General features: G+C 70.1%; 15 protein-coding genes. 5 read left to right on the top strand and 10 right to left on the bottom strand.

Going from position 1 to position 21018, the window contains the following annotated elements; all coding sequences use genetic code 11:
• Positions 1–302 precede the first annotated feature (302 nt).
• On the bottom strand, positions 303–2246 hold the full coding sequence (locus CP976_RS31890) for a DUF4192 family protein (RefSeq protein ID WP_150483408.1): 1944 nt from the start codon (positions 2244–2246) through the stop codon (positions 303–305).
• Positions 2247–2387: 141 nt separating this feature from the next.
• Between CP976_RS31890 and CP976_RS31885 the strand changes: the two genes are divergently transcribed.
• Entirely contained in the window at positions 2388–4553 is a 2166-nt protein-coding gene (locus tag CP976_RS31885; protein WP_150483407.1) for a RecQ family ATP-dependent DNA helicase, read from the top strand.
• A 357-nt stretch (positions 4554–4910) separates the two neighbouring features.
• Complete coding sequence (locus tag CP976_RS31880) at positions 4911–5525, top strand: hypothetical protein (RefSeq protein WP_059417406.1); 615 nt, start codon at positions 4911–4913, stop codon at positions 5523–5525.
• A 374-nt stretch (positions 5526–5899) separates the two neighbouring features.
• Here the strand turns inward: CP976_RS31880 and CP976_RS31875 are convergent, their stop codons facing one another.
• The 3 genes from CP976_RS31875 to CP976_RS31865 all read right to left on the bottom strand — a co-directional run bounded on the left by CP976_RS31875 (position 5900) and on the right by CP976_RS31865 (position 8002).
• Positions 5900–6529 (bottom strand): hypothetical protein, encoded by a 630-nt coding sequence (locus CP976_RS31875; protein ID WP_150483406.1) that lies wholly within the window; start codon positions 6527–6529, stop codon positions 5900–5902.
• A gap of 68 nt (positions 6530–6597) precedes the next feature.
• Positions 6598–7299: a ribonuclease HII gene (locus CP976_RS31870; protein WP_150483405.1), complete on the bottom strand. Its 702-nt coding sequence runs from the start codon at positions 7297–7299 to the stop codon at positions 6598–6600.
• An 82-nt stretch (positions 7300–7381) separates the two neighbouring features.
• Entirely contained in the window at positions 7382–8002 is a 621-nt protein-coding gene (locus CP976_RS31865) for a TetR/AcrR family transcriptional regulator (RefSeq protein WP_150483404.1), read from the bottom strand.
• A 187-nt stretch (positions 8003–8189) separates the two neighbouring features.
• Here CP976_RS31865 and CP976_RS31855 point away from each other — a divergent pair, with 187 nt between their 5' ends.
• Positions 8190–9737 (top strand): MFS transporter, encoded by a 1548-nt coding sequence (locus CP976_RS31855; RefSeq protein ID WP_150483403.1) that lies wholly within the window; start codon positions 8190–8192, stop codon positions 9735–9737.
• A gap of 517 nt (positions 9738–10254) precedes the next feature.
• Here the strand turns inward: CP976_RS31855 and CP976_RS31850 are convergent.
• From CP976_RS31850 to CP976_RS31840, 3 genes are all read right to left on the bottom strand, one after another.
• The gene (locus CP976_RS31850; RefSeq protein WP_150483402.1) at positions 10255–11163 is read right to left on the bottom strand and encodes an ADP-ribosylglycohydrolase family protein; all 909 of its coding nucleotides are present in this window, start codon (positions 11161–11163) and stop codon (positions 10255–10257) included.
• 12 nt (positions 11164–11175) lie between these two features.
• Positions 11176–11835, bottom strand: coding sequence for a histidine phosphatase family protein (locus CP976_RS31845; RefSeq protein WP_150483401.1), 660 nt, complete (start codon positions 11833–11835; stop codon positions 11176–11178).
• Between the two features lie 150 nt (positions 11836–11985).
• Entirely contained in the window at positions 11986–12591 is a 606-nt protein-coding gene (locus tag CP976_RS31840) for a YdbC family protein (RefSeq protein WP_150483400.1), read from the bottom strand.
• A gap of 155 nt (positions 12592–12746) precedes the next feature.
• On the opposite strand from CP976_RS31840, the gene CP976_RS31835 reads away from it, so the two are divergent.
• A complete protein-coding gene (locus CP976_RS31835; protein ID WP_150483399.1) occupies positions 12747–13280 on the top strand; it encodes a TerD family protein in 534 nt (177 codons plus the stop codon).
• 427 nt (positions 13281–13707) lie between these two features.
• On the opposite strand, the gene CP976_RS31830 is transcribed toward CP976_RS31835, so the two are convergent.
• Both CP976_RS31830 and nrdR read right to left on the bottom strand, forming a co-directional pair.
• Complete coding sequence (locus CP976_RS31830) at positions 13708–16584, bottom strand: vitamin B12-dependent ribonucleotide reductase (protein ID WP_150483398.1); 2877 nt, start codon at positions 16582–16584, stop codon at positions 13708–13710.
• A 164-nt stretch (positions 16585–16748) separates the two neighbouring features.
• Positions 16749–17309 (bottom strand): transcriptional regulator NrdR, encoded by a 561-nt coding sequence (gene nrdR, locus CP976_RS31825; RefSeq protein WP_150483397.1) that lies wholly within the window; start codon positions 17307–17309, stop codon positions 16749–16751.
• 621 nt (positions 17310–17930) lie between these two features.
• Here nrdR and lexA point away from each other — a divergent pair.
• Entirely contained in the window at positions 17931–18710 is a 780-nt protein-coding gene (gene lexA, locus CP976_RS31820) for a transcriptional repressor LexA (RefSeq protein WP_010034857.1), read from the top strand.
• A gap of 161 nt (positions 18711–18871) precedes the next feature.
• Here lexA and CP976_RS31815 read toward each other — a convergent pair whose 3' ends face one another.
• Complete coding sequence (locus CP976_RS31815) at positions 18872–20848, bottom strand: ATP-dependent DNA helicase (RefSeq protein WP_150483396.1); 1977 nt, start codon at positions 20846–20848, stop codon at positions 18872–18874.
• Positions 20849–21018 lie beyond the last annotated feature (170 nt).

Raw genomic sequence — 21018 nt, 5'->3', positions numbered from 1 at the left:
AGTCCCGGCCCCGGCCCCGGGCTGCCCGGGGCCCGACGCCAAGGGCGGCGGGGGCCCGCCCGGGGCGTGGCGGTCGTCGGTGGCGGAGGAGGGCGGAGTCGGCTGATGCATGGAGAGGCTTCCTCTGCGCTCTGTGCGCCTCGATCGACTTCGGCGCCGGTGCCGGAGGGCTCCGACGGGGCAGGGGCAGTGCGGCGTCACGCCCCGTCCAGGCGTTCCGCCACTCAGGTGAACGGCGTGAACCTCCTTCGGGTCACGCCCGCGTCCCCGCCCCGGGCGCGTCGAGGCCGCCGGGAGGACACTCACTCCTCCCCCTCCGTCTCCGCGCCCTGGCCGAGCCGTCCGCCTTCCTTGCCCGTGTCGTGGCACGGCATGGCCGCCTTCCGCGACGTACGCGCACGCGTGCCGCCCGGGTGAACGCTGCCGGACCGCGCAGCACCCGCGGTCGCCCGGCCGGTACGCGTGCCGGCTGCTACGACCCTGGCAGGGCGCGTGGTGCCCGTCGGAGTACGCCGACGGGGCACCCGCGCGCTCGGGACGTGGTCTCCTGCACGGGCACCGCTCGGGGCCGCGCCGACGACACCGGCGGAGCGGGCTGAACGGGTACGGCGTCGACGACGTGAAGGCACTGCTGTGGACGCGGGTGCGGGTTCCGGCTCGGACTCGGGCGCGGCTGCCTCACCTGTGGCGACCTCGTCGGCGTCCGGCCGAGCCGGGGGGCCGGCCTGCTGCGCGACGGAGGTGTCCACTCGCCCGGCGGAGTCGTCCGCCCTGGCCGGGGAGCCGCCCATCCACTCGGCGGAGTCCTCCGCCCCAGCCAGGGAACTGTCCACCGGCTCGGCGGATTCCTCCGCCCCAGCCAGGGAACCGTCCACCGGCTCGACACACTCGTCCGCTGGGGCAGGGGAGCCGCCCGTCCCAGCTTCCAAGCCAACGGCCCGAAGGTCCGAGGCGACGGCCCGCGCATCCGAGCCGACAGTTCCCGGGCACTCCCGGCCTTCGCGCTCCGCTCGCAGGCAGCTGCGGATCGACTCCGGGTCCAGGCCCTCGTTGCAGGCCTGGTGCAGGAGGCGGGCGAAGAGATAGTCGGGGTCCGCGCTCAGGGCCATGGCGAGAGCTTCCCTGGCCTCCAGTTCGTCGCCGGTGGACCATGCGACCCAGCCGGCGAGAGTGAGGGGAGCAGCGGCGTGCTCGCCATAGGGTCCGACGCAGCGGCGGGCCAGTGTCCGCCACAGGCGCAGGGCGCGTCCGGCCTCGTCGCCCTCCATCCACTCGGCGGCGCGGTCACGGGTCGCGCGGTCCTGGAGGCCGAGGATCAGCCGGGCTGCCTCGTCGTGCCGGAGAAGTTCGTCGTCGCGGAGGTCTGCCAGGAGCATGCCGGAGACGGGCTGTGCCTCGGCGAAGCGGTCCAGGATCCGCCCGGCCAGTTCCAGTGTCTCGCCGGCCACCTCGGCACGGCCGGCGTCGTCCAGGATCCTCGGGACCAGCGCGAGGCTGGCGGTGTCCAGGGCGGTCTCCTGCTCGAGAGCGGCGGCGTTCTCCCAGGGGAGCAGCCGGGCCCGCAGCTCCCGCAGCGTGCCGCGTACCTGGATCCCCGCGTAGGTGGCAGCGGCGGCCAGCACCGATGTGCCCGGCAGGCCCATGGGGGCTCCCTCGGGCGAGCAGCATGTCGCGTTGTCACAGCAGTAGGACCAGTAGCGACCGTCGGAGATGCACAGCGCCTCGACCACCGTCACGTCCAGGGAACCGCACTCCACACGCAGCTTGTGGGCCAGCGGCCGCAGTCGTTCCATGACCTGTCGGCCGGACTCCCCCTTCTCCGGTTCCTGGCAGAGGAAGGCGACCATCGACTCGGGGCGGGCCCCTCGGCGCTCGCTGCCCTTCACCAGGCCGTGGGCCAGTTGCCGGGCCGCTGACGGCCAGTCGTCAGCGTTCGAGGGGATGCCGAGCCGGGCCCGGCCCCCGAACCGCCCGCGTCCGTCCCTGTCGTGCAGGGCGACCAGGATGATGCTGTCCTCGGGGCGGTATCCGAGCAGATACGGCAGGGCGTCGGCCAGTTCGGCCGGGGTACGCAGGGTGACCTGGTGCTCGCCGCCGTGGTCGTCGTACGCGGGGCTGGGGACGTGTGACATGGTCCCGTCGCTTCCCCGCTTCTCCTGTCCCTCGTCCTTGTGCCTGCCGTGCACGCCGGGCTGGGTGATGTCGCCGTTTTCGGAGGATCCAGTCGTTTCGCTGTGGTTCGTCATGCGAAGACGATCTCGCGGAATCCAAAGATCCGCTTGACCCTGTGGATAACTCCGATCAGGGACACGTCACTCGAAACGCGAAGCACCTGATTACCCCTCGCACCGCTCGCGCTGTCAGTGCCGTCCTGTTGTATGGAACGCATGGAGCACACGAGCAACGCGGATCTCCGGGCAGCGGCCGACGCGGTCCTCGCCCGTCTCGTCGGGGACGTCTCGGGAACGGCCCGGCTGCGCGAGGACCAGTGGCGGGCGATCGAGGCACTGGTCGCCGACAGACGCCGCGCCCTGGTCGTCCAGCGCACGGGCTGGGGCAAGTCCGCGGTCTACTTCGTGGCGACCTCGCTGCTGCGGGCCCAGGGCAGCGGTCCGACCGTGATCGTGTCCCCGCTGCTCGCGCTCATGCGGAACCAGGTCGAGGCGGCGGCCCGGGCGGGCATCCACGCCCGGACCATCAACTCCTCCAACAACGAGGAATGGGAGGCCGTCCAGGACGAGATCGCCGCGGGTGAGGTCGACGTCCTGCTGGTGAGTCCCGAGCGGCTGAACAACCCGGACTTCCGGGACCAGGTGCTGCCCCGGCTCGCGGCCGCCACAGGGCTGCTGGTGGTGGACGAGGCGCACTGCATCTCCGACTGGGGCCACGACTTCCGGCCGGACTACCGCCGGTTGCGCACGATGCTCGCCGACCTCCCGCCCGGCGTGCCGGTGCTCGCGACCACCGCCACCGCCAACGCGCGCGTGACGGCCGACGTCGCGGAACAGCTCGGCACCGGCGGCAGTTCGGACGCCCTCGTGCTGCGGGGCCCACTGGACCGGGACAGCCTGAGCCTGAGCGTGCTACGGCTGTCCGACGCCGCACACCGGATGGCCTGGCTCGCCGAGCACCTCGACGAACTGCCGGGTTCCGGGATCATCTACACGCTCACCGTGGCCGCCGCCGAGGAGGTCACCGCCTTCCTCCGGCAGCGCGGGCACACGGTCGCCTCGTACACGGGCAAGACGGAGAACGCCGACCGTCAGCAGGCCGAGGAGGATCTGCTCGCCAACAAGGTGAAGGCGCTGGTCGCCACCTCCGCACTCGGCATGGGCTTCGACAAGCCCGATCTGGGTTTCGTGGTGCACCTCGGTTCGCCCTCCTCCCCCATCGCCTACTACCAGCAGGTGGGCCGCGCGGGACGCGGTGTGGAGCACGCCGAGGTGCTCCTGCTCCCCGGGAAGGAGGACGAGGCGATCTGGGCGTACTTCGCGTCGCTCGCCTTCCCCTCGGAAGAGCTGGTGCGCCGCACGCTCGACATCCTCGCGCACGCGGAGAAGCCTCTGTCGCTGCCCGCCCTGGAGCCCCTGGTGGAGCTGCGCCGCTCGCGCCTGGAGTCGATGCTCAAGGTCCTCGACGTGGACGGGGCGGTCAAGCGGGTCAAGGGAGGCTGGATCGCCACCGGGCAGCCCTGGACGTACGACGCCGAGCGGTACGCATGGGTGGCGCGTCAGCGCAAGGCCGAGCAGCAGGCGATGCGCGAGTACGCCTCGACGACCGACTGCCGAATGGAGTTCCTGCAGCGCCAGCTGGACGACGAGGCCGCCAAGCCGTGCGGTCGCTGCGACAACTGCGCGGGCCCGCGCTTCACCGCGGACATGTCCGAGGAAGCGCTCGACGCGGCGCGCGTGGACCTGGGGCGGGCGGGTGTCGAGGTGGAGCCCCGCCGGATGTGGCCGACCGGGTTGCCGGCGATCGGAGTGGACCTCAAGGGACGTATCCCGGTCGGCGAACAGGCCGCGCCTGGACGAGCGTTGGGGCGCCTGTCGGACATCGGCTGGGGCAACCGGCTGCGGCCGATGCTCGCGCCCCAGGCACCCGACGGGCCCGTGCCGGACGACGTGGCGAAGGCCGTGGTGGGTGTGCTGGCCGACTGGGCCAAGGGACCCGGCGGCTGGGCCCCGGGGGTATCGGACCCTCAGCCCCGCCCGGTGGGCGTCATCACCGTCGCCTCTCGCACCAGGCCCCAGTTGATCCACTCCTTGGGGGCTCGCATCGCGGAGGTCGGCCGGCTGCCGCTGCTGGGCACCGTCGAATACACGGGCGACGTGTACCCGGGGCCCCGGAGCAACAGCGCCCAGCGGCTGAAGGCGCTCGACGGGGCACTGACCGTACCGCCCGCTCTCGCGTCCACCCTCGCCGAGGCCCAGGGCCCGGTGCTCCTGGTGGACGACTACACGGAGACCGGCTGGACCCTCGCGGTCGCGGCCCGCCTGCTCCGGCGCTCCGGTGCGCAGGGGGTGTTGCCGCTGGTGCTGGCCGTGCAGGGCTGACCGTGCGCCGGGAGCCGCGGCCGCTATGACCTGGCCGGGCATCGACCCCCTGACCGGGCACGGAAACCTGCCCGGTCGCGCACACCCCTGGACGCCGCGCACCCCCGTAACGTACGAACGTGTCGTGCTCGAACGCCCCATGGGTGGCCCGGCGACGCACAGGGTGGGGATATTAGCCGCGCATCATCTGATAACGGTCGGCTGCCCCAATTGCTCGTTGCCGCATTCAAGTTCGACAGGAAGAATTGAGGTCCGCTCCCGCACGGTACGACCGCCGATCCGGTCGGCTTCGCTGCGGTGCGCGCTCCCAGAATCCGACCCCGCCCGCAGTGTGGGCGCGTAGCCGAAGGGAGGACCGTGACCTTCGGATTCGCTCCGGCCTCGGCAGCGGCGTCGACGTCCGCCGCTTCCGCCAACCGCTTGCTCGAACCCGCGGAATGGGCCGCCGCCGGGATCCCGCTGCTCCGCAACCCCCGTGAAGTCGTCAGCGGACTGCACGCCCGGCACCACCCGCAGCCGGCGACCGCAGTCATCGCCGTGCTCGACCCGGACGAGCGGCTGCGGGCGAGCGCCTCGTTCGTCCGCCGCCCGGCCCCGGCCGACGGCTGGATGTTCCGCAATGTGCTGCTGGCGCAGTTGCGCCTGATCATCCCGCACGATCTGCGGCGCCGCACACCGGTGCGCACCGCCGTGCTGCTCTACTGCCGTGAGGGCGACGCCCGTTGGACGGAAGAGGACGGCGCGTGGATGTGGGGGCTGCGCGACGCCTGCACCCTGCACGGGCTGCGCTGCGGGGCGTACATCACGCTGACCCGTGACGGCTGGCAGGTGCTCGGCGAGGGCCGCGGCGGACGCCGCCCTCACTCGGCCTCGGCGCCGGAGCCGTTCGCCACGTCGGAGGCACCGCCGCCGCTGCCACGCACCGGTGGCGCCGCCTCCGAGGTGCTGCGCCGCGCTGCGGCGGCACGCTGAGGCCCCGGCAGAGCGTTCCGCACGGACTCGGGGCCACACCGACCGCTGGTTGCGCGGGGCTCTGCTCACCGGTCAGGCAAACGCCGTCGCACGGCACGCCGCAGTTGCCTCGACGGACACTCGGCATGAGCACCCGGGACCAGGCTGAGGCCACCCGGGCAAGACCCGTACGCAGCCCCGCCCTGGCACGCCGCAGTTGCCTCGACGGACACTCGGCATGAGCACCCCGGACCAGGCTGAGGCCACCCGGGCAAGCCCCGTACGCAGCCCCGCCCTTCAGCCCTCCGGGCAGGCCGAACCAGCCGCCGTGCGGAGCCCCGGAGCGGCGCCCCGAAGTCAGCCACCGGCGCCCGACCGGACGCCACGGCACCGACTCAGACGCTCGTGCCCAACACCGAGTTGATCCGCTGCGGATCACCGCAGACGATCAGCAGGGCGGTGGCCCGGGAGTGGGCCGAGGACAGGGCGCTCGCGGCCGCGGCCTCGGCACCGCCGTTGACGGCGACAACGACCACCGGACGAGACGCGGCGCGGTCGGCGACGGTGGCATCCGTGTAGAAGACGTCGTCACCGGCGTCGTGCTGGGCCCAGTAGGAAGTCTCTCCGAAGGACAGCTCGTGGGCAGCCCACGGGTGCTGTTCGCCGGTCGTGATCACCAGGACGTCGCCGGGGGCGCGACCGGACTCCAGGAGCAGGTCCACGGCCTCCTCGGCGGCATCGAGCGCGCCTTCGGCTGAAGCCGGGATCAACTGGATCTGCGGGGCTGCCGGAGCGGCGGCACCGGCTGCGGGACCCGACGGACCGGGCTGGGCGGCCGCGTCACGCGGCGTGCGCTGCACCGGCGGCGCGGGCCGGAGAGGACCGGGACGACCGGGACGCGACGGAGCCGCGGGACGGGGGCCGGGTACGGGGCGAGGGGTCGGCGCGGTACGGCCGCTGGCCGGAGTGGCGCGGGGACCCTGGGCACTCTCGTGAATCTGAGGCTCCTCGGGAATGAGAGGCATGGGTTGATATTTATCAAACGTTGGTACGGCCCGCTTCGGCGGGTGGCGCATGCGTGCGAACGAAACTGTCAGAAATCGAAGCCGAGCTGACCCTCGATTTCCGGAACGCTTCCGTCCGTACAGCTGCGGACCTTCTTGAGGTGCCGCCACTGGGGCAGCGCATCAAGATACGCCCACGACAACCGGTGGTACGGGGTGGGGCCCCGCTCCGCCAGTGCGGTCTTGTGCACGGGTGAGGGATACCCGGCGTTGTCCGCAAAACCGAAGTCTGCATGGTCGATACCCAGTTCGGCCATCATTTTGTCGCGCTGGACCTTGGCGAGCACCGAGGCCGCCGCGACCGCCACGCACGACTGATCGCCCTTGATCACCGTGCGGACCCGCCAGGGTGCGCCGAGGTAGTCGTGCTTCCCGTCGAGGATGACCGCGTCGGGGCGGACCGGCAGGGCGTCGAGGGCACGGCCCGCGGCGAGCCGCAGCGCGGCCGTCATCCCCAGGTCGTCTATCTCCTCCGGAGAGGCGTGCCCCAAGGCGTACGACGTCACCCACTTCCGCAGTTCCGCGGCGAGTTCGGTGCGTCGCTTGATGGTGAGCAGCTTCGAGTCGGTGAGACCCTCGGGCGGCCGGCGCAGTCCGGTGATCGCCGCGCAGACGGTGACGGGACCGGCCCACGCGCCGCGCCCCACCTCGTCGACACCTGCAACGATCTTCGCTCCGGTCGTGGCTCGAAGGGAGCGCTCGACGGTGTGAGTAGGCGGTTCGTACGGCATGGCGACCCTAGGTTACGCCGCCCGGAACCGCCCGCGACACCCCGGTCGGGCCGAGCGGTGTCGCAGCTCTCCCCGGCCCCTGTCAGTCGCTGCTCGACCGCAGCAGCGGAACCATCAACTGGTCGATCATCTCCTCGATTTCCTGGTCCTGCCATTCGCAACCGCACATCTTGGAGCGGTACATCATCATTGCCGGGATGGCATCGAAAACGTATCCGTTCGCAGCGTCGGAACGCACCTCGCCTCGCGTGATCCCACGCTCGATCACCTCTCGCAGCATCTTGATCGTGGGCTCCACGACCCCGTCGAAGATCACAGCATGGAAGCGCTCGGCCTGCGTTGTATCGCATTCGTGAATCACTGAGCGAAGCGCGAAACCCGGACGGGAGAACATCGCGTCACGGGCTCGCCGACACAGCGCCAAGAGGTCCTCACGCACGCTCCCTTCATCCGGCACCGCGTCGAACTGCGGCAGCCCGGCACGCAGGGCGTCGGCCACGAGGTCCTCCTTGGAGGGCCAGCGCCGGTAGACGGCGGCCTTTCCGGTCTGGGCGCCGGCGGCGACACCTTCCATCGTCAGGCCGTTCCAGCCGACGGTGCTGAGTTGGTCCAGCGCGGCGTCGAGGATCGCGCGTTCGAGTACGGCGCCGCGGCGGCGGGCGGACGTCTGAGCGGGGGCGTCCGCCCAGCTCGGGGTAACCATCGGACTCTCTCCAACGAGCAGAGGAAGCGGGCATTTCGGGGACGGGGGACGTGCCGGGCGGCAGCAAAGGGGGACGTGCCGCATGACGACGCCATAAGTGAACGCTTGCGTTCACTGTCGGGGACTCACTACCGTTGACGCGGCAGTGAACGCCAGCGTTCACTACCGCACTCGTGGGGGACCCATTGTGACAACCTCTCCATTGCTCAGGAACCAGAAGCCAGGTGCGGCACGCCGGGAGGGGCGCCCCGGCATCGCACTCACCGTCATCGCGGCCTGCCAGCTCATGGTGGTACTCGACGCGACGATTGTGAACATCGCGCTCCCGCACATTCAAGACGCACTCAAGTTCAGCACCACCGACCTCACCTGGGTCGTCAGCTCCTACACACTCACTTTCGGCGGCCTGCTGCTCCTCGGCGGCCGCGCCGGCGACCTCCTCGGGCGCCGCCGGGTATTCATGGCCGGCATCCTGCTCTTCACCTTCGCCTCGCTGCTCGGCGGGCTCGCCCAGGAGCCGTGGCAGTTGCTGGCCGCGCGGGTCCTCCAAGGCGTGGGAGGCGCGATCGCGTCGCCCACCTCGCTGGCGCTCATCACCACCACGTTCCCCGAGGGCCCGGAGCGCAACCGGGCCTTCGGCGTCTTCGCCGCGGTGTCCGCTGGTGGTGGTGCCATCGGCCTGCTCGCGGGCGGCATGCTCACCGAGTGGCTCGACTGGCGCTGGGTGCTCTTCGTGAACGTGCCGATCGGCGTGCTGATCGCCGTGCTCACTCCGCTCTACATCGGCGAGTCCGAGCGGCACACCGGCCGCTTCGACATAGCGGGCGCGGTGACCTCGACCGCGGGCATGGCGTCCCTTGTCTACGGCTTCATCCGGGCGGCGGACGAGGGCTGGCGGGACAGCCTCACCATCGGGTCCTTCGCCGCCGCGGTGGTCCTGCTGCTGGCCTTCGGGATCATCGAGGCCCGAGCCAAGGAGCCGATCACTCCGCTGCGGATGTTCACCGACCGGAACCGCTCGGGCACATACGTGATCATGCTGAGCCTCGCGGCGGCGATGTTCGGCATGTTCTTCTACATCGTGCTGTTCGTGCAGAACGTGCTCGGCTACAGCCCGATCGAGGCGGGGCTCGCCTTCCTGCCCGTGACGGTCGTGATCGCGCTCGGCGCCGGTCTGTCGCAGCGGTTCCTGCCGGTGCTGGGCCCGAAGCCGTTCATGCTCCTGGGCTCGGCGCTCGCGGCGATCGGACTGGCCTGGCAGGCACTCATCAGCTCCGACAGCTCGTACGTCGGCGGGATCCTCGGGCCGATGCTCGTGTTCGGCTTCGGTATGGGGCTGAACTTCGTGACGCTCACGCTCACCGCCGTCTCCGGTGTCGCCCAGCACGAGGCCGGCGCCGCGTCCGGGCTGCTCAACACCACGCAGCAGGTGGGCGGATCGCTGGGTCTGTCCATCCTGACGACCGTCTTCGGCACGGCGACCAGGGACGAGGCGGAGAAGCAGCTTCCGCAGTTCATGGCCGAGGGCTCCGCGGAGCAGAAGGCGGAGTTCGCCGCGACGCATCAGCTGCCCGCGCCGTGGGGGCACGAGGTGCTGGCCGAGGGCATCTCCGCTGCTTTCATCCCGGCCGCGGTCATGGCCGTCCTCGCCCTGGCCACCGCCTGGCTGGTGATCCGGGTCCGCAAGAGCGACCTGGACGCGCTCTCCGGCTCGGCCGGGCCGGGGCTGGGCTGACGCAAAGGCATCGCGAGACGGCTCAGACGGCTCGCCGGTGGGCTTGAAGCAGGCCTGCCGGCGGCTGTCGGGCCGATCCGCGACCGGCTGCGGATGGGCGGACCGTGTCCGGGGGACGGACGGTGAGGGCAAGGTGCCTGCCTTCCGCGCATGTCCCACGCGGCGTGCGAAGGCGTCCCGCCAGTGGATCAGAACAGTGAGCAGGAAGCCCATGGCCATCCCCCCTTTCACGCTCAATGCATGTACTTCCGGCGTGTGCGGCCTCATGGCTCGCACAGCGGATGTCACGACAACGAGCAGCCGGTCACGGAGAGTTCCCGACGTGCACGGAGAGTTCTGGCCCCTGGGTCGATGCCGGAGAGTTCTGATCGCGCAGACCGAGGCGGGAGACTTCTCATCGCGCAGACCGACGCGGGAGACCTTTCATCGCTCAGGCCGACGCGGGAAAGTTTCCGACCGCCATGCCGACGCGAGAGAGTTTCCGACGGTCACACCGACATGGGGGAGACTTCCGGCCCTAGACCGACCCGTGCACCCAGTCCGGCAGCGACTCCGTCCGCTCCACCCACTCGGCGGGCGGCGCCCCCGCCTTCCCGGAAGCGATCACGCCGCCCACGATGGCACAGGTGGTGTCGACGTCCCCACCGACCTGGGCGGTCGTCCAGAACGCCTGCTGGTAATCACCGAGGCTTCGCGCGGCCGACCAGAGGGCGAACGGCACGGTGTCGTGGGCGGTCGTCCGCCGTCCGCATCCCAGGACCGCCGCGACCGTGGCAGGGTCGCCGTAGTCGAGCATGTCCCGGGCCCGGCGCAGTCCCGCACCGACCGCGCTCTTCTTCGGCACCAGGTCGATGACCCCGTCCATGAGAGCCTCGGCACCGGGCGGCCCTCCTGGGGCGGCGGCGAACGCGGCGGCCGCGGAGACGGCCATGGCGCCGACGACGGCCTCGCGATGCTGGTGGGTCGTGTAGGCCGAGATCTCCGCCTGGTGGGTCGCCTGCTCCGGGTCGTCCGCGTACCAGGCGCCCAGCGGGGCGATCCGCATCGCGGCGCCGTTGCCCCAGGACCCCTGTCCGTTGAAGAGCGCCGCGGCGAGTTCACGCCAGTCGCCGCCCTCCCGGACGAGCCGCAGCATGCGGTTGACCGCGGGACCGTAGCCCCGGTCGAAATCGTGGTGCTCGGCGAAGGATCGCGCCAGGGCGTCCTGGTCGATGCGGCGGTGGGCGACCAGGACGGCGACCACAGAGGCGGCCATCTCCGTGTCGTCGGTCCACTGCCACGGCCCGGACGGCACCTCCCGGCGCTTCAGCAGCGGGTAGTTCACCGGCACGAAGTACTGGGAGCCCAGGGCGTCCCCGACGGACAGTCCGCGCAGGCTGGCCAGGGCGCGGTCCAGGCGCCCGTCGGGGGAGGAATCAGCGGTCATCGCCCTGCCACTCTATCCGGTGATCCCGTAGGGCTCGGGATCTCGCCAGCGGTCGAACGGCCGGTCAAGGGTGTACTTGCCGTCGTCTCCGAGAACGAGCATCCGCACCTCGCCGTTCCCCGGGTTCGACAGCGACTCGAACTCGGCGACCGTCCAGTGGAACCACCGCATGCAGAACAGCCGCATGGCCAGACCGTGGGTGACGATCAGGACGTTCGGCGGATGGTCGGGGTCCTCGAAGCTGCGGAACAGGCTCTCGAGGAAGCCGCCGACCCGGTCGTAGACGTCGGCGCCGGACTCGCCCTGGACGAAACGGTAGAAGAAGTGTCCGTACGTGTCACGGTAGGTCTTCTGCAGGCGGACCTCGTCCCGGTCCTGCCAGTTGCCCCAGTCCTGCTCGCGCAGCCGGGGTTCCTCGCGCACCCGTATGAGCCCCGGGTCGAGGCGGAAGGCGCGCAGCGTCTCGTGGGTGCGGCGGTACGGGGAGACGTACACGCTGACGCGCTCGCCGCCGAACAGCTCGCGCAGTCGCTCGCCCGTCGCCTCCGCCTGCCGCCGGCCCCGCTCGGTCAGCGCCAGGGCGTGGTCGGGTTCACGCTCGTACACGGAGTCATCAACATTGCCCGTTGACTCGCCGTGCCGGACAAGGACGATGCGCCGTGGTCGTGCCATGCCAAAACCCTAGATCGGGTGAGGGCCCATCGAGCACTCGTACCGCGCCCATACAACGTAGGTCACACACATCCTGCACCACAGATCACACAGGTCGCACGTAAGTACGATCGGAATCCATCGATTAAGGCCCGTCAGATCACCCGAACGTCAAACCGTCCAGCTCGGCTCCATGTCCACGACGTCCCCGGTGAGCGCTGCCACGTCCGCCTCCGTCTGGGCCCGCAGGGCGAGCCGCTCCACGCGCTCGGCGCGGTACTTGCCGTGCTCTGCGGCCGACCGCCACATCGACAGCACCATGAACTCGTTCCCGAGGGCCTCGCCGAACAGTCCGCGCACCATCCCGGGCGAGCCGGCCATCGCCGGGTTCCAGACCTTCTCCTGCATCAGCACGAAGTGCTCGACCCGCTCCTCGTGGACACGGCAGAGCGCGACCCGCAACAGGTCGGCGTCCGTGAAGCGCGGCTCGAACCCGGTCTTCACGTCGAAGCGGTAGTCGAAGAGTCTGACCTGGGCGTCCTTGAACGTGCCCGACTGGGCCGACGCGAGCCGGTCGTGGGATCGCGCCATGAAGGAGTCGTAGAAGGCGCGGCTCTCCCAGAACGCGAAGATGTGCGCCACGTCCGGCCGCCCCCGGCTCCAGCCACCCCCCTGTCCCCGAAACCCCGGCTCCCCCAGAAGCCCCGCCCACTTCCGCTGCCCCCGCTCGAAACCGCGGCGGTCCACCACGGTGCAGCGAATCCACTTGACCAGCACCGCGCCATGGTAAGGCCAGGGAGCGTGGCGCCGGTCACTCTCGGCTGGACCGCTCTCCGGCGCGCGCACCCGCACGCGTGGCAGGATGGACAAACAGTCGTGACGGCCCGGCAGTTGAGGTGAACGGGCAAGTCGGTACGGGGAAGGGGACGCCGGTGGACGGGCTCAACAAGGGGCTTCGCAAGGTCGAGATCGCGGTGCGGTGGGATCCCAGTCCGGCGGGGCAGCCGTCCACCGACCTGGACCTCGTCGCGGCGACCTATCTGGCGGACGATCCGCACGGCGATCCCGCCTACGTGGTGCACTTCGACAGCCGCTCCCCCGACGGCACCATTTATCTCAACCGGGACAGCAAGGACGGCCAGGGCTTCGGCTACGACGAGGTCATGACGCTGGAACTCGACCGACTCGACGGCCGGTACGCGCGCGTGGTGGTCGGCGTCGTCATCCAGCAGCGCCCGGCGGGGCGCACTTTCGTCAGTGTGGTGAACCCCGGGCTGCGCATCCGCGAGGGGTACACGGTCCTGGTCGAGGACGACTTCGGGGGCGTGCTGGGGGCCACTGCGGCGACGGTCGCGGAGTTCGTCCGGGACGGTTCCGGTCCCTGGGACTTCCGACCCGGCGTCCGTGGTTTCGAGGGTGACCCTGCGGACTTCGCCAGGACGATGGGTGCAGCGCGCCGGCCGTGAGCTTTCCCCCAGGGAGCCTGCGGGGCAGGGACGGACTCGGTTGTTCGGGGCGGCGGGGACTGCGAGGCACGGCTGGCCGACGGCCGCCGGGTCGAACGCCGTCCCCGCCGCCGGGACTCGGGTGAACCTCTGAGCGCTGGACAGGCGCCCCGGTTTCCGTAACCCGTGACGACAAGTGGGGCACCAGGCAGACCGTCCTCAACGAGCTGTTTCGGCCGCTGCTCGCCACACGCACTGCTGGGTTTGCCAGATCCAAGACGGAAAACTGCAAGCACTGACCGAGTACTGCGATACCGACCTCATAGCAAGAACACTCGGGGCACCAGGCGACACCAAGCGTCGTTAACAAGGACAGCCGGGTGGGGAGCCGACATTTCGCCGACTCCCCACCCGTAGCCGTCACTTCACGCCTCGAAGGCGCTCACCTTCAGCTGCAACCGCTGGTCGAACCGCAGCCTTCGCAGATGTAGCAGGAACCGGCGCGCTGCATCTTCGTACCGCAGGAGAAGCACAGCGGGGCGTCGGCCTGGATGCCCAGCTGCATCTCCACCAGTTCGGCGCTGGTGTGCGCCTGCTGCGGTGCGGGCTGGGCCGCCACTTCGTTCTTCGGTGCGGAGACGGCCTTCAGCTCCTGGGCCCGCGGCGCCGACTGGGCCAGGCCCTCGACGTCGACCTCGTCCTCGTTCGGCTCGTACGAACCGGTCTCCAGGTGACGCTGACGCTCCTCGGCCGAGTGGATGCCGAGCGCGGAGCGCGTCTCGAACGGCAGGAAGTCCAGCGCCAGGCGGCGGAAGATGTAGTCGACGATCGACTGCGCCATCCGCACGTCCGGGTCGTCCGTCATGCCGGCCGGCTCGAAGCGCATGTTGGTGAACTTCGAGACGTACGTCTCCAGCGGGACGCCGTACTGGAGGCCGACGGAGACCGCGATGGAGAAGGCGTCCATCATGCCCGCGAGGGTCGAGCCCTGCTTGGACATCTTCAGGAAGACCTCGCCGAGACCGTCGTCCGGGTAGGAGTTGGCGGTCATGTAGCCCTCGGCACCGCCGACGGTGAAGGACGTGGTGATGCCGGGACGTCCCTTCGGAAGGCGCTTGCGGACCGGTCGGTACTCGACGACCTTCTCGACCTTGGCCTCGACGGCGGCGGGCTCCTCGGCCTTCTCCTCCCACTTCTTGGTGGAGAGCGGCTGGCCGACCTTGCAGTTGTCGCGGTAGATCGCGAGCGCCTTGACGCCCAGCTTCCAGGCCTCGAAGTAGATCTCCTCGACCTCCTCGACGGTCGCCGTCTCCGGCATGTTGACCGTCTTGGAGATGGCACCGGAGATCCACGGCTGGATCGCGGCCATCATGCGGACGTGGCCCATCGGGGAGATGGCCCGCTCGCCCATGGCGCAGTCGAACACCTCGTAGTGCTCGGGCTTGAGACCGGGCGCGTCGATCACGTTGCCGTGGTCGGCGATGTGGGCGACGATCGCCTCGATCTGCTCTTCCAGGTAGCCGAGGCGGCGCAGGGCCTGCGGGACCGTGCCGTTGACGATCTGCATCGAGCCGCCGCCGACCAGCTTCTTGAACTTGACCAGGGCGAGGTCGGGCTCGACACCGGTGGTGTCGCAGGACATCGCGAGGCCGATGGTGCCGGTCGGGGCGAGCACGGACGCCTGGGAGTTACGGAAACCGTTCTTCTCGCCGAGGCGCAGTACGTCCTGCCACGACTCGCTGGCGGCGGCCCACACCGGGGTGTCCAGGTCGTCCATGCGGACGGCCTTGTCGTTGGCGTCGGAGTGCTGCTTCATGACGCGCTTGTGGGCGTCGGCGTTGCGGGCGTAGCCGTCGTACGGGCCGACGACCGCGGCGAGCTCGGCGGAGCGGCGGTACGCCGTGCCGGTCATCAGGGAGGTGATGGCACCGGCGAGGGAGCGGCCGCCGTCGGAGTCGTAGGCGTGGCCGGTGGCCATCAGCAGGGCGCCGAGGTTGGCGTAGCCGATGCCGAGCTGGCGGAACGCGCGCGTGTTCTCGCCGATCTTCTGGGTCGGGAAGTCCGCGAAGCAGATCGAGATGTCCATCGCGGTGATGACCAGCTCGACGACCTTCTGGAAGCGCTCGGCCTCGAAGGACTGGTTGCCCTTGCCGTCGTCCTTCAGGAACTTCATCAGGTTCAGCGAGGCCAGGTTGCAGGACGTGTTGTCCAGGTGCATGTACTCGCTGCACGGGTTCGACGCGGTGATCCGGCCGGACTCGGGGCAGGTGTGCCAGTTGTTGATGGTGTCGTCGTACTGGATGCCGGGGTCGGCGCAGGCCCAGGCGGCCTCGGCGATCTTACGGAAGAGCGACTTGGCGTCGACCTCCTCGATGACCTCACCGGTCATCCGGCCCCGCAGGCCGAACTGGCCGCCCTGCTCGACGGCCGTCATGAACTCGTCGTTCACGCGGACCGAGTTGTTGGCGTTCTGGTACTGGACGGACGCGATGTCGTCGCCGCCCAGGTCCATGTCGAAGCCCGCGTCGCGCAGGACGCGGATCTTCTCCTCTTCCTTGACCTTGGTCTCGATGAAGTCCTCGATGTCCGGGTGGTCCACATCGAGGACGACCATCTTGGCGGCGCGGCGGGTGGCGCCACCGGACTTGATCGTTCCTGCGGAGGCGTCGGCACCGCGCATGAAGGAGACCGGACCGGAGGCGTTGCCGCCGGAGGACAGCAGTTCCTTGGAGGAACGGATCCGGGAGAGGTTCAGGCCGGCGCCGGAGCCGCCCTTGAAGATCATGCCCTCTTCCTTGTACCAGTCGAGGATCGACTCCATGGAGTCGTCGACGGACAGGATGAAGCAGGCGGAGACCTGCTGGGGCTGCTTGGTGCCGACGTTGAACCAGACAGGGCTGTTGAAGCTGAAGATCTGGTGCAGGAGGGCGTACGCCAGCTCGTGCTCGAAGATCTCGGCGTCGGCGGGCGAGGCGAAGTACTTGTGGTCTTCTCCGGCCTTCCGGTACGTCTTCACGATGCGGTCGATCAGCTGCTTGAGGCTGGTCTCACGCTGCGGGGTGCCGACGGCACCGCGGAAGTACTTGCTGGTGACGATGTTGACCGCGTTCACCGACCAGAAGTCGGGGAACTCGACGCCGCGCTGCTCGAAGTTGACCGAGCCGTCGCGCCAGTTGGTCATGACGACGTCACGGCGCTCCCAGGCCACCTCGTCGTACGGGTGGACCCCGGGGGTGGTGTGGATGCGCTCGATACGCAGGCCCTTGCTCGCCTTGGTGCTCTTGGCGCGGGAACTCCGTGCCGGACCACTCGCCGTCTCTGTCATGCCGCCTCCCTGTACGGGCGAAAACGCCCTGAAGTGCCCCGTTGTTCCCGTGGCACGGTGTTCTGTCTGGTGTTGCGGGCACCCACTCACCTCGCCCGCAACAGGTCTTCACATCGCCGCCGCCCGGCCGGGCCCGGAGCTGCCGTCCGGGTCCGGCCCGCCGGTCAGTCGGCGGCGCCTGCGGGCTCGGGGACGGGTGTCGTCCCTCCGGGCCCGCGGTCGTCTTCCTGGCTCCCCGCCCCCGCGTCCTCGCGGTCTCCGTCGTCCGTGTCGGGGGGTCCCGTCTCTTCCCTGAGCTCCGCGATGGCCGCCTCGAAGTCCTCGAGCGAGTCGAACGCCCGGTAGACGGAGGCGAATCGCAGATAGGCGACGAGATCGAGCTCCTGCAACGGGCCGAGTATGGCCAGCCCCACGTCGTGGGTGGTCAGCTCGGCGCTTCCGGTGGCCCGCACCGCCTCCTCGACCCGCTGGCCGAGCTGGGCGAGCGCGTCCTCGGTGACGGGCCGCCCCTGACACGCCTTGCGCACACCATTGATGATCTTGGTACGGCTGAAGGGTTCGGTGACTCCGGACCGCTTGACCACCATGAGCGAGCACGTCTCCACGGTCGTGAAACGACGGGAGCAGTCAGGACACTGGCGGCGCCTGCGGATCGACGTGCCGTCGTCGGTCGTACGACTGTCGACGACACGGCTGTCGGGGTGCCTGCAGAAGGGGCAGTGCATGAACTCCAACCCTCCTCACAGCAGACTCAATAGCCTCGCTGGGTCTCTTGCGCCCCACGAAGCAGCCCCCAGCATAGGCGATGACCATGAGCGCGGAGACCCGGGGGACCACAACTTGTGGGCTACTGCTGCAATCCAACCACTAGATGTGGGGATTGGCTCATACATGCACGCCATACGCGCGTGTCGCACAAGTAGACGCAGGTGACGCGCGACCGACCGCGTCGCACCGAGCTCTCGCGCCCGCGGCGGCACCGCCGGACACGGTCTGCCACACCCGCCGGCCGCATCCGTACGCGCACAGCCGTATCGCTGCGGCACATGCGGAGATACCGTGGGCGCCGCGAGGAGGGGACGTGCGACTCCCGCACAGATGAGGGCTGGTCCCGGGGCAGGGGAATGCCGGATGGCAGACTGGGGCAACAGTCACCGAGGCGATCACCCCGGCGGTGAAGAGTACAGCAATGGGCGCTTTTGCCCGCCAGGTGGAGCGGTAGCCAATACACCCGGACACATGATCGCGTCAGCCGATTCGCGATTTTTCACTCGAACGTGTGTTTGGCGCAACCTTTCGAAAGCAACTACCGTTGTCCAGCAGGGAGACCATCGAGAGGGGCCGACGTGACCACCACCGCAGACAGTGCCGCCATCACTGCCCAGGAGCGCTCCCAGGGCCGACTGGAGCCGGTGCACGCGATGAACGAAGCCACGAACCCGGAGGGGCACAAGCGCTCTCTGCCGGGACGACCTCCCGGCATCCGGGCGGACAGTTCCGGACTCACCGACCGCCAGCGTCGAGTGATCGAGGTCATCAGGGATTCGGTGCAGCGGCGCGGCTACCCGCCGTCGATGCGCGAGATCGGCCAGGCCGTCGGCCTGTCCAGCACCTCTTCCGTCGCACACCAGCTGATGGCACTGGAGCGCAAGGGCTTCCTGCGCCGTGACCCGCACCGCCCGCGCGCATACGAGGTGCGCGGTTCCGATCAGGCCGCGTCCGTGCAGCCCACGGACACGGCGGGCAAGCCGGCCGCGTCGTACGTCCCGCTGGTCGGCCGCATCGCCGCCGGTGGCCCGATTCTCGCCGAGGAGTCCGTCGAGGACGTTTTCCCTCTTCCGCGCCAGCTCGTCGGCGACGGTGAGCTGTTCGTCCTGAAGGTCGTCGGCGACTCGATGATCGAGGCCGCCATCTGCGACGGCGACTGGGTCACGGTCCGCCGCCAGCCGGTCGCCGAGAACGGCGACATCGTGGCCGCGATGCTCGACGGAGAAGCCACCGTCAAGCGGTTCAAGCGCGAGGACGGCCACGTCTGGCTCCTGCCGCACAACGCCGCTTACGAGCCGATCCCCGGCGACGACGCGACCATCCTCGGCAAGGTGGTGGCCGTACTGCGCCGCGTCTGACACCGCGCACCGCGTCGGGTGGGCCCAGTCGGCCCGCCCTCTGACCGGGCCCCGGGACCCCTGCGCCGGTTCCGGGGCCCTGCGCTGTCCGGGCCCGGGGCAAAAGGGTGGGGGTCGGCCCCCCGGCTTGGCCGCCGCAGACCGCAGACCGACCCCGTGGCTCAATCGGCTTCCGTCTGCTTCGCCAGCGCGTCGATCGCCGCCAGCGACTTCCGCACCTGGTTACGGTCCGTCGTGTACCAGAAGTCGGGCAGTGACGCCTTCAGATAGCCGCCGTACCGCGCGGTCGCCAGACGCTGATCCAGGACGGCGACCACACCCCGGTCGCCCGACGCCCGTACGAGGCGGCCGGCGCCCTGGGCCATGAGGAGCGCGGCGTGCGTGGCGGCGACCGCCATGAAGCCGTTGCCGCCCGCGTCCTCCACCGCCTTCTGGCGGGCGCTCATCAGCGGGTCGTCGGGGCGTGGGAACGGGATCTTGTCCATGACGACCAGCTGGCAGCTGGGGCCGGGGACGTCCACGCCCTGCCACAGCGACAGCGTGCCGAACAGGCAGGTCATGGGGTCGGCCGCGAAGTTCTTGATGAGCTCGCCGAGGGTCTCCTCCCCCTGGAGGAGGATCGGGAACTCCGGGATCCGGGAACGCAGTTCCTCGGCGGCCAGCTGGGCCCCCCGCATGGAGGAGAACAGGCCCAGGGTCCGGCCCCCCGCCGCCTGGATGAGTTCCGTGAGCTCGTCGAGCATGTCACCGCGGTCGCCGTCCCGCGCGGGGCGCGCCAGGTGCCTCGCGACGTACAGGATGCCCTGCTTGCGGTAGTCGAAGGGTGAGCCGACGTCGATGCCCTTCCATTTCGGGACGTCATCGCCCTCGGTCCCCTCGGGAGCGAGCCCGAGGGACGCGCCGACCCCGTTGAAGTCCCCGCCCAGCTTCAGCGTCGCGGATGTCAGGACCACGGAGCGGTCCGCGAAGAGCTTCTCCCGCAGCAGCCCCGAGACGGACATGGGGGCGACGCGCAGGGAGGCGCCGAAGCGGTCGTGGCGCTCGTACCAGACCACGTCCCACTCGGAGCCGTTCGTGATCCGTTCCGCCACGTCGTGCACGTTCTCCACGGCCGCCAGGGCCTGCTTGCGGACCGCGTCCTCGTCCTGGACGGACTTGTCGCGGGTCGTGCCGATGGCGGAAATGACCGTGCGGCACGCGTCGCGCAGTGCCATGAGGGCATAACCGAGGTCCTCGGGAATCTCCTCCAGGCGGCCGGGCAGCGCGAGCTCCATCAGCCGCTCGAAGCCCTCGGCGGCGGTCTGTAGCTGGTCCGCGGCCTTCTCGTTGACGAGTTTCGCGGCCCGGCGCACCGCGCGGTTGACCTGGCCGGGGGTGAGTTCGCCGGTGGCGACTCCGGTGACGCGCGAGACCAGCTCATGGGCCTCGTCGACGATCAGCACCTCGTGCTGCGGAAGGACCGGGGCGCCCTCGATGGCGTCGATCGCGAGCAGTGCGTGGTTGGTGACGACGACGTCGGAGAGCTTGGCGCGCTCGCGGGCCATCTCGGCGAAGCACTCCGCGCCGTAGGCGCACTTCGAGGCGCCCAGGCACTCCCTCGACGACACCGACACCTGGGCCCAGGCCCGGTCCGAGATGCCGGGAGTGAGGTCGTCACGGTCGCCGTTCTCGGTCTCGTCGGCCCAGTCGCGCACCCGCAGCAGGTCCTGACCCAGCTTGCTGGTGGGCGCGGCCGCCTCGAACTGGTCGAAGAGGCCCTCCTCCTCGTCCTGCGGGACACCCTCGTGCAGGCGGTGCAGGCACAGGTAGTTCGACCGGCCCTTGAGCATCGCGAACTCCGGGCGGCGGCGCAGCAGGGGGTGCAGCGACTCGACCGTTCTCGGCAGGTCGCGCTCCACCAGCTGGCGCTGGAGCGCCAGGGTGGCGGTCGCGACGACCACACGCTCCCCGTGCGCGAGCGCGGGCACCAGATAGCCCAGCGACTTGCCGGTGCCGGTGCCGGCCTGGACCAGCAGGTGGGAGCCGTCGTCGATCGCCTCCGCGACGGCTTCGGCCATGGTCACCTGACCGGGGCGCTCCGTACCGCCGACGGCAGTGACGGCAGCATGCAGGAGTTCGGGGAGTGAGGGCTTCGTCATAGCGCGACCACCCTACGACCCAGCACTGACAAACGGGTGATCAAGGCGGGGACGGGGGACGGGATCAAGACCTTGGACTCCTCGGTGGGGATGGGCCGGATGGGCGGAGGGGTAGTTCTGGGCCCGGGGGGGGGCGTGACCGGTTCGGGACAGGCGGTGCGGCTCGGGCT

Source organism: Streptomyces coeruleorubidus, from assembly GCF_008705135.1.
In the GTDB taxonomy this organism is placed as follows: Bacteria; Actinomycetota; Actinomycetes; order Streptomycetales; family Streptomycetaceae; genus Streptomyces; species Streptomyces coeruleofuscus.
This window is presented reverse-complemented; position numbering and strand designations above follow the sequence as displayed.